The sequence below is a fragment of the Bradyrhizobium sp. CCBAU 11434 genome, from assembly GCF_028128895.1.
In the GTDB taxonomy this organism is placed as follows: Bacteria; Pseudomonadota; Alphaproteobacteria; order Rhizobiales; family Xanthobacteraceae; genus Bradyrhizobium; species Bradyrhizobium zhengyangense.
The window spans coordinates 65,420-77,192 of record NZ_LBJX01000092.1 but is presented as its reverse complement, the minus strand read 5'-3'; the positions used below and the strand labels follow the sequence as shown (position 1 = coordinate 77,192).

Annotated in this window: 14 protein-coding genes; 8 read left to right on the top strand and 6 right to left on the bottom strand. The window is 64.5% G+C overall.

Features of this window, described 5'->3' with window-relative positions:
* Positions 1 to 46: 46 nt before the first annotated feature.
* From XI06_RS23395 to XI06_RS23380, 4 genes are all read left to right on the top strand, one after another.
* Positions 47 to 679, top strand: a complete 633-nt coding sequence (locus tag XI06_RS23395; RefSeq protein ID WP_271606595.1) for a DUF1326 domain-containing protein — start codon at positions 47 to 49, stop codon at positions 677 to 679.
* A gap of 51 nt (positions 680 to 730) precedes the next feature.
* Positions 731 to 1,552: a DUF2182 domain-containing protein gene (locus XI06_RS23390; protein ID WP_271606594.1), complete on the top strand. Its 822-nt coding sequence runs from the start codon at positions 731 to 733 to the stop codon at positions 1,550 to 1,552.
* Between the two features lie 141 nt (positions 1,553 to 1,693).
* A complete protein-coding gene (locus XI06_RS23385; RefSeq protein ID WP_237861477.1) occupies positions 1,694 to 2,347 on the top strand; it encodes a glutathione S-transferase family protein in 654 nt (217 codons plus the stop codon).
* A 93-nt stretch (positions 2,348 to 2,440) separates the two neighbouring features.
* The gene (locus XI06_RS23380) at positions 2,441 to 2,593 is read left to right on the top strand and encodes a hypothetical protein (RefSeq protein WP_237861476.1); all 153 of its coding nucleotides are present in this window, start codon (positions 2,441 to 2,443) and stop codon (positions 2,591 to 2,593) included.
* 9 nt (positions 2,594 to 2,602) lie between these two features.
* Here XI06_RS23380 and XI06_RS23375 read toward each other — a convergent pair whose 3' ends face one another.
* Together XI06_RS23375 and XI06_RS23370 are read right to left on the bottom strand one after the other, a co-directional pair.
* Complete coding sequence (locus tag XI06_RS23375; RefSeq protein WP_237861475.1) at positions 2,603 to 2,950, bottom strand: hypothetical protein; 348 nt, start codon at positions 2,948 to 2,950, stop codon at positions 2,603 to 2,605.
* A 139-nt stretch (positions 2,951 to 3,089) separates the two neighbouring features.
* Positions 3,090 to 4,622 carry an acyl-CoA carboxylase subunit beta gene (locus XI06_RS23370; protein ID WP_237861474.1) on the bottom strand — a complete coding sequence of 511 codons (1,533 nt, stop codon included), beginning with the start codon at positions 4,620 to 4,622 and terminating at the stop codon, positions 3,090 to 3,092.
* A gap of 145 nt (positions 4,623 to 4,767) precedes the next feature.
* Here XI06_RS23370 and XI06_RS23365 point away from each other — a divergent pair, with 145 nt between their 5' ends.
* The 3 genes from XI06_RS23365 to XI06_RS23355 all read left to right on the top strand — a co-directional run bounded on the left by XI06_RS23365 (position 4,768) and on the right by XI06_RS23355 (position 6,989).
* A complete protein-coding gene (locus tag XI06_RS23365) occupies positions 4,768 to 5,172 on the top strand; it encodes a DUF4260 domain-containing protein (RefSeq protein WP_237861472.1) in 405 nt (134 codons plus the stop codon).
* A gap of 155 nt (positions 5,173 to 5,327) precedes the next feature.
* Entirely contained in the window at positions 5,328 to 5,924 is a 597-nt protein-coding gene (locus XI06_RS23360; protein WP_271606593.1) for a hypothetical protein, read from the top strand.
* 72 nt (positions 5,925 to 5,996) lie between these two features.
* Complete coding sequence (locus XI06_RS23355; protein WP_271606592.1) at positions 5,997 to 6,989, top strand: dienelactone hydrolase family protein; 993 nt, start codon at positions 5,997 to 5,999, stop codon at positions 6,987 to 6,989.
* 124 nt (positions 6,990 to 7,113) lie between these two features.
* Here XI06_RS23355 and XI06_RS23350 read toward each other — a convergent pair whose 3' ends face one another.
* The 3 genes from XI06_RS23350 to XI06_RS23340 are packed head-to-tail and all read right to left on the bottom strand — an operon-like array spanning position 7,114 to position 9,858.
* The gene (locus XI06_RS23350; RefSeq protein ID WP_271606591.1) at positions 7,114 to 7,377 is read right to left on the bottom strand and encodes an EscU/YscU/HrcU family type III secretion system export apparatus switch protein; all 264 of its coding nucleotides are present in this window, start codon (positions 7,375 to 7,377) and stop codon (positions 7,114 to 7,116) included.
* The gene (gene fliK / locus XI06_RS23345) at positions 7,374 to 9,011 is read right to left on the bottom strand and encodes a flagellar hook-length control protein FliK (protein ID WP_271606590.1); all 1,638 of its coding nucleotides are present in this window, start codon (positions 9,009 to 9,011) and stop codon (positions 7,374 to 7,376) included. The genes XI06_RS23350 and fliK overlap by 4 nt, the downstream gene beginning before the upstream one ends.
* A 52-nt stretch (positions 9,012 to 9,063) precedes the next feature.
* Complete coding sequence (locus XI06_RS23340) at positions 9,064 to 9,858, bottom strand: ATP12 family chaperone protein (protein ID WP_237861464.1); 795 nt, start codon at positions 9,856 to 9,858, stop codon at positions 9,064 to 9,066.
* 75 nt (positions 9,859 to 9,933) lie between these two features.
* Here XI06_RS23340 and XI06_RS23335 point away from each other — a divergent pair, with 75 nt between their 5' ends.
* Positions 9,934 to 10,380 (top strand): hypothetical protein, encoded by a 447-nt coding sequence (locus XI06_RS23335; RefSeq protein ID WP_237861463.1) that lies wholly within the window; start codon positions 9,934 to 9,936, stop codon positions 10,378 to 10,380.
* Between the two features lie 173 nt (positions 10,381 to 10,553).
* Here the strand turns inward: XI06_RS23335 and XI06_RS23330 are convergent, their stop codons facing one another.
* Complete coding sequence (locus tag XI06_RS23330) at positions 10,554 to 11,768, bottom strand: RluA family pseudouridine synthase (protein WP_237861462.1); 1,215 nt, start codon at positions 11,766 to 11,768, stop codon at positions 10,554 to 10,556.
* Between the last annotated feature and the right edge of the window lie 5 nt (positions 11,769 to 11,773).

Here is an 11,773-nt window from a genome sequence, read left to right as displayed (position 1 = left end):
TTCATTCGAAAGCGATCTGTCAGGTTCGGCCTAGCGGGAGAGAGCGATGGTGGACCAGGTCTCATGGCACCTTGTCGGTGACTATTTCGAAAATTGCAGTTGCAGCATCGTATGTCCGTGTCTCGTATCGGCCGGCCCCCCGCTGACCGCACGACCGACCGAGGGCTTCTGCAATGTGCCGCTGATCTTCCACGTGGAGAGTGGCCGCTACGGTGACACAGCGCTCGATGGACTGAACGTTCTGGTTATCCTCCACGCGCCGGGCGTCATGGCTGACGGAGACTGGTCGCAAGCCACTTACGTGGATCAGCGGGCAGACGATCAGCAAACCGAGGCCCTGGCCGCGATCTTCAGCGGCACGGCGGGTGGTCCTATGGCCGCGTTCACGCCACTGATCAGCAAGAACCTCGGGGTGAGCAAAGTCCCGATCACATTCCGGATCGACGGCAAGACGCGGTCGGCGGAAATCCCGGGAATTCTGCACATGTCCGTCGATCCGTTGCCGACCATGCATCCGAGCGGAGAAATCTGGGCCAACATCGGCCATCCGGTGAGCCCCGACAGAATGGTGATGGCCGTCGGCGCTCCCGGCAATACGTTCAGCGATCACGGCATGCGCTGGGACAACTCGGGCAAGAACGGCCTCTATGCGCCGATCCAGTGGTCGAACCAGGCTTGATGCCGCCCCTGCCGTGACGGCTGGCGCGAAGGCCCGTAACACGCTTCGCAGATGACCGACAGCGCCCTGGAAACCGTGCTGCGGCGCGATCGCTGGATTGTCAGCGGCGCGATCGGCGTCGTCGTCGCGCTGGCATGGAGTTATGTGCTCTGGCTCGCAAACGACATGGACATGGGCGGCATGGACATGACCGGTTTTCGCATGATTCCCGCGGGAATCGGAATCATGCTCCCGGCCAATGAGCCGTGGCGGGTGATCGAGTTTACTTACGTCTTCCTGATGTGGGTCATCATGATGGTCGGAATGATGGCACCGTCGGCAACGCCCATGATCCTCATGTACGCCCGTGTGGCTCGACAGGCGATGGCACAGGGCAAGCCGTTCGCCGCGACGGGCTGGTTTGCGGCGGGCTATCTCCTCGCCTGGAGCGGCTTTTCGCTGGCGGCAACTTTTCTGCAATGGGTGATCGAGCGGATGGCCATGCTGGACTCCCGGATGACGCTCGCCAATAACCTGCTCGGGGCGTTTGTGCTGATTGCGGTCGGCATCTATCAATGGACACCGCTCAAGGACGCCTGTCTCGTCCAATGCCAGTCGCCGCTTCTATTCCTGATGCGCCACGGCGGCTTTCGCGGCCACCCGCGTGGCAGCCTTCTGCTGGGATTGCGGCACGGAGGCTATTGCGTCGGCTGCTGCTGGCTCTTGATGGCGCTTTTGTTCATTGGCGGCGTGATGAACGTGCTCTGGATTGCGCTTTTGGCCCTGCTGGTCCTGTTGGAGAAACTGACGCCGGTCGGACGATGGATCGCGCGTGCTGCCGGCATTGCCTGTGTGGGCGCGGGCGCGTGGCTGCTGGCTTTCTCACTGCAGTGAGAATGTCGCACCGGCAAGGTCGGCCCGCGAGCGAGCTGACCGGCTAAACCGACCTGCGGACTGCAGCGAAAAACTTTCCTGCCGCTGTCGGAACGGGTCGCCTCCAGCCGTCCTAGGCTTGAGACAACACGGAGAGATCGCATGCCCGCCCTCACGCTCACCACCTTCGATTGGGTTCCCCCGCCCCCGCGCGGTTTCGTGCGCGATCTTCGCGTGCGCTGGGCGCTGGAAGAGGCCGCGCTGCCCTATCGCGTCGCAAGCGTGCCGTTCGACGGACGCGGCGCAGAACATCTTGCGCACCAGCCCTTCGGCCAGGTGCCGTGGCTGACCGATGGCGACATCTCGATCTTCGAGAGCGGCGCGATCCTGCTGCATCTCGGCGGGCTCAGCGATAGGCTGATGCCATCAGATCCGCACGGCCGCAGCGAAGCAACGGAATGGGTGTTCGCCGCGCTCAATTCGGTCGAGATGGCCGGCCTGCCCTGGGCCATGTCGAAGTTCATGGGTCATCCGAGCGATACGGCGGCGTGGAAATTCGTCGACGATTTCCTCAAGCTCCGCCTCAAGCATCTGGAGCCGGTGCTGGCTGGCCGTGAATGGCTGGCGGGTTCCTTCTCCGTCGCCGACATCCTGATGTCGGACGTGTTGCGCGTCGTCGACGGTTTCGACGCTCTGGCGGACAGTCCCGGCTGCCGCGCATACGTCGCGCGCGCGATCGGCCGTCCGGCCTTCGCAAAGGCTCATGCCGATCAGATGGCGCACTTTGCTGCGGCGGATAAGACGCGCGGAATGTGACCCACAGCACATCGTTAACCCGGTATTAGCCATAGGCTTACGGCCACTGGAACGATGCAATTTGCTTCAAATTACCTTGGCGGAAGGTGACACATGGCCCGCATCGACTATCTCAGAGAGCAAGTAGCCCGTGCCGAGCGTCTGGCGAAGGCGATCCTCGACCAGCAAACTGCGGAACGGCTGCAAGCCTTCGCCGCCGAATGCCGCGCGGAGTTGCAGGTTCTGACCGTCAAGGCTGCCGCATGAAGCAGCGCACTACACGAGCTTCATCGGCGTATCGGCGACCACGCGCAAATCGATGCTGCCGATGAGCGCCGACCGGCGCGCTTCCGCGGCGCCGATCGCATTGTCCGTTTGCCGCAACGTGCTGATGTTCGAGCCGAGCGAGACGATGCCGCCAAGCACCAGAGCGATCGAACCGAGCGCGGCGGTCTGACCAAACCCAAACAGCCCGAGGATGGTGACCAGGAGCAGCGCCGCACCGCCGCCGATCGCGATCTTGGACGCCAGGATGTATTTGCGGCACCGCTCGGCGATCTCGGCGAGCCGTTCGATCCGGTCTTCGATGTCGGAGATTTCGTCGGTCGGATCGTCTTCGGTCATGGGATTTTGATCGAACCTGTAGGGTGGGTGAGCCCTGCCGATTCGCGAAGCGCATCTGCTCGGCGTAACCCACCAAAATCTCGGCACGGTCAGTTCCGTTGGTGGGTTACGGCTTCGCCTAACCCACCCTACTCATTTTTTACAACGGCAAATTGTCGTGCTTCTTTGCCGGCGCTTCGACCTTCTTGTCCTTCAGCATCGCCAGCGCCCTTGCGATCCGCTTCCGCGTCGAGTGCGGCATGATGACGTCGTCGATGTAGCCGCGCTCGGCGGCGATGAAGGGCGACAGGAAGCGGTCTTCATATTCCTTGGTGCGCGCGGCGATCTTGTCGGGATCGCCGATGTCGCTGCGGAAGATGATCTCGACCGCACCCTTGGCGCCCATCACGGCGATCTGGGCGGTCGGCCAGGCGTAGTTCATGTCGGCGCCGATTTCCTTCGAAGCCATGACGTCGAAGGCGCCGCCATAGGCCTTGCGGGTGATGATCGTCACCAGCGGCACGGTGCACTGCGAATAGGCGAACAGCAGCTTTGCGCCGTGCTTGATCAGGCCGCCATATTCCTGCGCGGTGCCGGGCAGGAAGCCAGGCACGTCGACGAAGGTGACGATCGGGATATTGAAGGCATCACAAAAACGAACGAAGCGCGCGGCCTTCCGAGACGCGTCGCTGTCGAGCACGCCGGCCAGTACCATCGGCTGGTTGGCGACGAAGCCGACGGTGCGGCCGGCGATGCGGCCAAATCCCGTGACGATGTTCTTGGCGAAGGCTTCCGCGATCTCGAAGAAGTCGCCCTCGTCCACGACCTTCAGGATCAGCTCCTTCATGTCGTAGGGCTTGTTCGGATTGTCCGGGATCAGCGTGTCCAGGGACATGTCGATGCGGGCGGTGTCGTCGAAGCTCGGCCATTCCGGCACGCCGTCGGTGTTGTTGGACGGCAGGAAGTCGATCAGGCGACGCATCTGCAGAAGCGTCTCGACGTCGTTCTCGAAGGCGCCGTCGGCGATCGAGGAGCGCGTCGCGTGCACCGAGGCACCGCCGAGCTCTTCGGCGGTGACGACCTCGTTGGTCACGGTCTTCACCACGTCAGGGCCGGTGACGAACATGTAGCTGGTGTTCTTCACCATGAAGATGAAGTCGGTCATGGCGGGCGAATAGACATCGCCGCCGGCGCAGGGGCCCATGATGACCGAGATCTGCGGGATCACGCCCGAGGCGAGCACGTTGCGGCGGAACACGTAGGAATAGCCGGCGAGCGCGGCGACGCCTTCCTGGATGCGCGCGCCGCCCGCGTCGTAAAGGCCGATGATGGGCGCCCGCGCCTTCATCGCCATGTCCTGGAGTTTCGTGATCTTCAGCGCGTGCGTTTCCGAGAGCGAGCCGCCGAACACCGTGAAGTCTTTGGCGAAGACGAAGGTCTTGCGGCCGTTGACGGTGCCCCAGCCGGTGACGACGCCGTCGCCGGGGATCTTGTTCTTCTCCATGCCGAACTCGGTGGAGCGGTGCTCGACGAACATGTCGAACTCCTCGAACGATCCCTTGTCGAGCAGGAGCTCGATGCGCTCGCGGGCGGTCAGCTTGCCGCGGGCGTGCTGCGCCTCGATGCGCTTCTCCCCGCCACCGAGCTTGGCGCCGGCACGACGGTCTTCAAGGGCGTCCAGGATATGTTTCATTTGCTCCCGCCAGTTCTTAAGCCTTAAGTGAAGCGGGTTCTAACACGGCATTTTGCGAGCCGGGAAGCGGCTTTCGGCGCCGCAGGGCTGCCCTGAAGTAGCGTGAAAGCGCAAGGAATTACAAAGTTTTGCCCTGGAGGCCAGGATGGACGAAAGACCTGTTGAAACAGGCGCCGTGACCGGCGGCGTCAGGATCCTGCTGCGGCTCGAGGGGCTCGCTCTGTTCGCGGCCATGACTGCGCTCTATGCGACCTGGGGCGGCTCCTGGTGGGTCTACGCCCTGCTCTTCCTGGTCCCGGATCTGAGCTTCCTGGCATACCTGTCGGACGCCAAGTTCGGCGCGCTGGTCTACAACGCCGCCCACAGCTACATGGCGCCGGTGACGCTGATGACGCTGGGTTTTGGCCTCGCCTCGTCCCTCACCCTCTCCATTGCCTTGATCTGGCTCGCCCATATCGGCATCGACCGAGCTCTGGGCTACGGCCTGAAATATTCCGCTGGCTTCGGCTTCACCCATCTGGGGCGGATCGGGCGGCAGAAGGACGCTTGACGCCAAAGGACGGGATGCCGACGATTTGCCCGTTCAGGTCGGTTGACCGGGCCTGCCGATTCAGGCTTGCTCCCTGCTTACGATCAGGCGCCGAATGTTGCGTGAGCTCAGTCGGTACGGCGGCGGTCATCACGTCCGGCTGCAAGCATCACCTCATGTCCGCCACAGTCGTTCCCCTGCCTCCGAACAGCGCGTCCGAGACCACCGACTTCCTGCGGCGCATGGCCAGCATGGTGTCGGGGCGGAACGGCCAGATGCTGCTGCGCGCGGCAAGTCTGATCGAGTCGCTGGCACAGCGGGCGATGTCGGCCGAACGGTTCTATCACCAGGCGCAGGAAGAGAGCACGCGTAACGCCGAACGCCACGAAGCCGCAGAGCTTGCCTCCGACGCCATGGTGGGCCAGATCGCCGCGCTGCGGGCGCAGCTTGCGGAGGTGACCGCAGCCGCGGCCGCCGAGCGCGCTGCCTTCGACACCGAGCGCGGCAAACTGCTCAGCCTGATGCAGGATGCGGAAAGCCACATCGGCAAGCTCACCACCGAGCTGGAGACGTTGCGCGCCTCCATTGACGCTTTCAACGAGACCGCGGTCTCGGTGCCGATCGAGGTGCTGCGGCTGGCGCGGACGCAGTTCGACTATCTCTCCAGCGGATTTGCGCGCAAGGGCGACGTGATCTCGCAGGCGATGAGCGAGATCGGGGGCTTTGCCATCGATCAGGCGCTGACGGCGAAGATGCCCGCCGACAAGGCCTGAGACTGCCTCCCGCAAATTGACAGCGCGCATGCGCGTTGATCTACTTCCCAAAAATCTTAAGGGGAGGATTCAATGCCGACGGCATTCCGCGTCGCTCTGGCACTCGTCGCGCTCTGCGTTTCACCAGGGTTCGCCGGCGCTCAATCGCTTCCCAAGGAAGCACCAGCCCGGACCGAGATCTTCCCGATCCCGTCACTCACCCTCTCCGACCAGCAATTCCTCAGCGGCGATGCCGCGTCCGGCAAGCCGGTAACCGTTGCCGGTGAATTCCGCGTGGCGCAGGGATCAGGCAAGATGCCGGTCGTGGTGCTGATGCACGGCTCGAGCGGCGTCGGCGCCACCACGGAAGCCTGGGTGCACGAATTCAACGCCATGGGCATCTCGACCTTCGTGATCGACGGCTTTACCGGCCGCGGGCTGACGGTGACGGGGCCGAACCAGGCCCTGCTCGGCCGCCTCAACCTGATCATCGACATCTACCGCTCGCTGGAGATTCTGGCGAAGCATCCCCGCGTCGATCCTGACCGCATCGTGCTGATGGGTTTTTCACGCGGAGGACAGGCGACGCTCTATGCGAGCCTCGACCGCTTCCACAAGCTCTGGAACAAGTCTGGCCTGCAGTTCGCGGGCTATATCCCGTTCTATCCGGACTGCTCGACGACCTATCGGACGGACACCGACGTTGCCGCGCGCCCGATCCGCATCTTCCACGGCACGCCTGATGATTATAACCCGGTGAAGAGTTGCAAGGCCTTTGTCGAACGGCTGAAAGCTGCGGGCCGCGACGTGGTGCTGACCGAATATCCAGACAGCGCGCACGGCTTTGACAGTGGGCTGCTCGGCGTCAACTCGGTCGTGGTATCGGCCAACGCCCAGACCGTGCGCAACTGCCATATCAAGGAAGGCGACGGCGGCGTGCTGATGAACGGCGATACCAACGCGCCCTTCACCTACAAGGACCCTTGCGTCGAGCTCAACCCGCATGTCGGTGGCAATCCCACAACGGCCGCGGAATCGCGCAAAGCGGTGGTGGAGTTTTTGCAGGCGCTGTTCAAGCTGGGATAGAGGCCACACACTCCGTCATTGCGAGCGCACCGAAGCAATCCAGAGTCCCTCCGCGGAAAGATTCTGGATTGCTTCGCTGCGCTCGCAATGACGCATGGAGAGAGATAAGCGTTGGCGTTATGCGCTAGCGCGCGCGGCCCGACAGCCGCAGCACGAACACCAGAACTTCGGCGACGGCCTTGTAGAGATCGGGCGGAATCTCCTCGCTGAGCTCGACCTTGGACAGCGCGCCGGCCAAAATCTCGTTCTCCTCGATCGGAATATCATTGGCCTTGGCGATCTCGACGATCTTTTCGCCGATCGTGCCCTTGCCCTTGGCGACGACGACAGGCGCCCCGCTGCCCTTCTCGTAGTGCAGCGCAATCGCGAGCTTGGATTGGTCGCTCATGTGGCGCGATCCAGGAAATGCCCGGCACGCGCCGGAGCCGGTTGCGGCGGCGTGCCGTCGCGCACGATGATGTCGCCCGGCTTGAGCTCGGCCTTGGCCAGCGCCTGATTGAGCTCGCCGATGCCGGCGCGGAGCTGCTGCGCGGTCGCCGGCCGCTCCGCCCACATTCGCACGAAGGTCTTGTCGCCGTTGAGCGTGATCAGCGCGTGCACGGGTCCTGATGGCTCGACATTGATCGTGAAGCGCGCGCGCCAGGCGCGCTTGGCGGGATCTGGCGTTTCGTTGCCGCCGTCGCGCGAGATCTCGAACTGCGCCATCGCGGTGCCTTGCGGGGTCGCAAACGGAATCTCGAAATTCCACTGCGGCGCGGTCGGGTCGCTGCGATGACCGCTGGCATCGACGCGGTCAGGGAGCGAAGCCACCTGCAGCAGCGTCTGCCGCGCGATCGCAGCATCGGTATCGTCGAGCAGGCGATGCACGGTCGCAGCGAGCGGCGTGTCGGGCGCGAGCGTCGGCGAAGCGACAGATTGCGGCGCCGGCAGCGCTCCACGGAACGGCGGTGGCGTCGTCGTGCGCGCGGCCGCCTCGAAGACATGGCCGTCAGGAACGGCCTTGGTCGCACCCGGCACATTGCCGGTCAGGCGCGGCAGGTTTTGCGTGACCTCCTGCAGCAGGCTCGCGGCAAGGCCTGCCGACATGGTGGTGCGAGGCAGAGCCGCCTGGGGCGTTTCGCCGGTGATGTTGGCCAGCACCGCAGTGGCCGGCGCAGCCTCGCGCGGCAATTGCGCAGGCTGAGCAATCGCCGCACCGGGCGACGGAAGCACCGCCTGTGCTGTCTCGCCCGCCACCTGCGGCGCCGAGACTGCAGTCTGCAGAACGACCGAAGTGCCAGGCGCTGCGTTCTGTGCTGCGACTTGTGGCGCGGCGGTCGCGGGCAGGCCTGACGTCGCCGCCAATGTCTGGCGCAGCACCAGCAGCGCTGCCTTCAGATCCGGCACCGCACCTGACTGGGGCGTCGTGCCAGCGGCCAGCGAAGCTTCGAGAAACAGGCCGGACTTCTGAAACGCGGACTCGATATCGCCGCCATCCAGCGCAGCATTGAGGGGTGTCTGCTGCGCCAGCACGTCCAGCACGGCCTGTTTCAGTCCGGCCGGCAAATCGCTGCCGGTGACGACCGATGCGAGATTGGCGAACAGCGGCGCCTGGCTGCCCTGCTTTGTGACCGCCTCGGCCGAGGCTGCTGTAACGGCGACCTGCTCCAAAGGTGTCAACGTGTTGCGTGCCGCATTGACCGACGGCGCCAGCGGCGGGCTGTCGACCAGCGACGCCGCGGTCGGCGTCAGCGTGACCTGATCGGCGCTTGCCTCGCCTGCGCCGCCCACGACGGCGAGCCTGATGGTGCCATCGTTCTGCGACACCGCGAGCTGGAGATTTTGCCCGGGGGTCAGCGCCACCTCGGACATCACGTCCATCGAGAGGTTGGCGATCGCGATCCGCACCAGATTGTCGGCAAGCAAGCTGACGACTTTGGCATCGACGACGCTGCCGGCCTGAAGCACAAGATCGGGCGTTGCCGCATCAGCCACGGGGCTGGCGGCACTGACCGGAAGGATCGAGCTTATCGGCGTCGGCATCTGAAGGGCCCGAGAATCTGGCCCACCCTAAGAGCCCCTCGTAAACCTCTCGTTAAGGACCTTGGGCCGCAGGCGGCTTCACGGCGGTCAAAACTGCCACGGCGGCGTCGAAATCGCGCAGGCGGGTGGCCCGGCGGGCGGCGGCCTCCTCGTCCACACCCCATTGGTCGATGTTCCAGTCCTCATCGACATGAGCCGCGGCCCAGACCTGGTCGGCGTCGCGCATACCATGGGCCAGCGCCAGCGCCAGCAGCGCCGAGCCGGTCAGGGTCGTCACCATGTGGAGGGCGGCCACGGACCAGGGATCGCCAGGCAACGCCGCACGGGCAGCCTGGAGCGCCTCGTCCGGCTGCCTCACATGCATGATGCCCTCGGAGAGGATGAAATGCGCCCCCAGCGCCTCTGCGGCCCAGAACAGCACGGGGTCCCAATGCGCAGCCTCGCGGGCGACCAGCCCCTCGGGGTGGCCGGCGCGATAGAACAGCAGGTCGGTCTCGAAGTATTTCGCGAGGTCATCAGTGACGAGCTCGACGCGGTCGACCACGCCCTCGACCACGCTGTTGGCGATCCGCGTCAGCGGCATGGTCACGGGATCGATCGCCTCGCCCTGAGCGGCCCATTCCGCGGCCACGGCATCGGCCAGCGCGCGCGAGGGAATCACCACCTGGCGGCCAGAGGGCGTGCGGATCGGCCTGCCATCGAGGGTGATGCCAAAGCCGCCTTCGGTCTCCGCAACGCCGGCCTCCTTGTAGAAGCGCTTGCGCAACGGCGTCCGCGCCGAGGCGCGCGCCGATTCCCTGGGGTCCGGCGGGGGCTGGCCGGCTGCTTCTTCGAACAGTTCGCGCATGTGAGTTTTCGGTCCCGGTCGCTGAGTGCTAAGCTTTTAAAATAAGACCGGCAGCCGATAAAGCGAGCGGCGGGCATGAGGGAACTTGCGGGCATTGTGGCCCTGTTCGCCGGGCTTTGGCCGGCCGCGGCCGAGGCCGGCTTTCGCACCCCGGAATCGCTGATCCGCAACGTCTATGCCTATTACGGCGCGGGCTCGCCGGAGCTGTCGAGGGGCCTGCCGCGGGATGCTGCGACGACCCGGCAATTCTTCGACCCCTCCTTGCGCAAAGCGTGGTCTGCGCCGCGCAGCGAGCCCTATGATTTCCTGGTGCAGAGCACGAACTGGAAGCTCGGCCCGGTCGCAATCGCGATCACCCGCAAGCAATACGACAAGACCTATGTCGCGGCGGTCTTCGACAATCACGGCCGCAAGGTCGTGCTGAACTTCATCCTGGTCAACGGTCCGGAGGGCTGGCTGATCATGGATGTCGAGAGCCCGCATGACAGCTTGCGGATGTTTCTGGAGCAATTTCGAAATTGAGGGGGGCTTCAGTCGCATCCACAATTACCGCTGTCATGCCCCGCGAAGGCGGGGCATCCAGTACGCCGCGGCGGATGTGGTGAGAGCGAGCTCTCCAAGGCCGGCCTCTGGAATACTGGATCGCCCGCCTTCGCGGGCGATGACAGAGAACGTGGCTAGATTAGCAGCCTGGCTTACTCCTCCGGCGCGTTCTCGATCGGATCGAACCTGCTTGCGTCGAGCCCGAGCAAATTCCACGACTGCTGCATGTGCGGCGGCAGTGGCGCAGTGGCGTCGATGACGCCGCCGCGGGGATGCGGGATGACGATGCGGCGCGCGAGCAGATGCAGCCGGTTTTGCAGGCCGCCCGGCAACTGCCAGTTCTCGATGTTGAAATATTTGGGATCGCCGACGATGGGATGACCGATATGGGCCATGTGGGCGCGAAGCTGGTGCGTGCGGCCTGTCACCGGCTTCAGCGACACCCAGGTCAGCTTGTTGCCGGCGGTCTCGACCACCGCGTAATAGGTCACCGCGTGACTGGCGCCCTCGTCGCCATGCTGCGCGATGCGCATGATGGTGTCGTCCTCGCTCTCCTCTTTCGCAAGGAAAGTCGAGATGCGGCCCTGCTTCGGCTTCGGCAGGCCCGGCACCAATGCCCAATAGACCTTGCGCGCCGAACGCGAGCGGAACGCGCCGGTCAGATGCGAGGCGGCAAAGCGCGTCTTCGCGATCAGCAGGCAGCCTGACGTCTCGCGATCGATGCGATGCACGAGGCGCGGCTTCTGACCCTTGGAATCGCGCATCACCTCCAGCATCTGGTCGATGTGGCGCGTCATGCCCGAGCCGCCCTGCACGGCAAGGCCGGCGGGCTTGTTCAGCACGAGGACGTCGTCGTCCTCGTAGATCGTCATCTCCTTCAGCGCCTTGAGCGTCTTCTGTGCGGCCTCCGAGAGCTCGCCGGCAACCTTCGGTGTGTCGAGCTTCAGCGGCGGAATGCGGACGCTCTGGCCCTCTTCCAGGCGGTCCTTGCTGTCGACACGCTTGCCGTCGACGCGCAGCTCGCCTTTGCGGACGACGCGCTGGATATGGGAGAACGATAGGCCGGGAAAGCGCGCCTCCAGAAAGCGATCGACGCGCATGTTGTTCTCGTCAGCCGTCACCTTGACGGTCTGGACCTTGGTCGGCAGCAACGCCTCGACGGGCTTTGCCGCAGCCGGCTCTTCCATTGCAGCTTTGGGCGCACGCCGTTCTGCGCGCTCGGCCGCAAAGCGCGGCGGCTTTACCCCGGGCTTGGTCCCAGGCCGCGGTCCAGCCTTCTTTGCGCTGCGCGCCTTGAATGGACGCGAATCGTCGCGTTCGTCACGCGAACGGGGCTTTGGGTTCATTCTCTTGATGCGGCGGCTCATGGTTG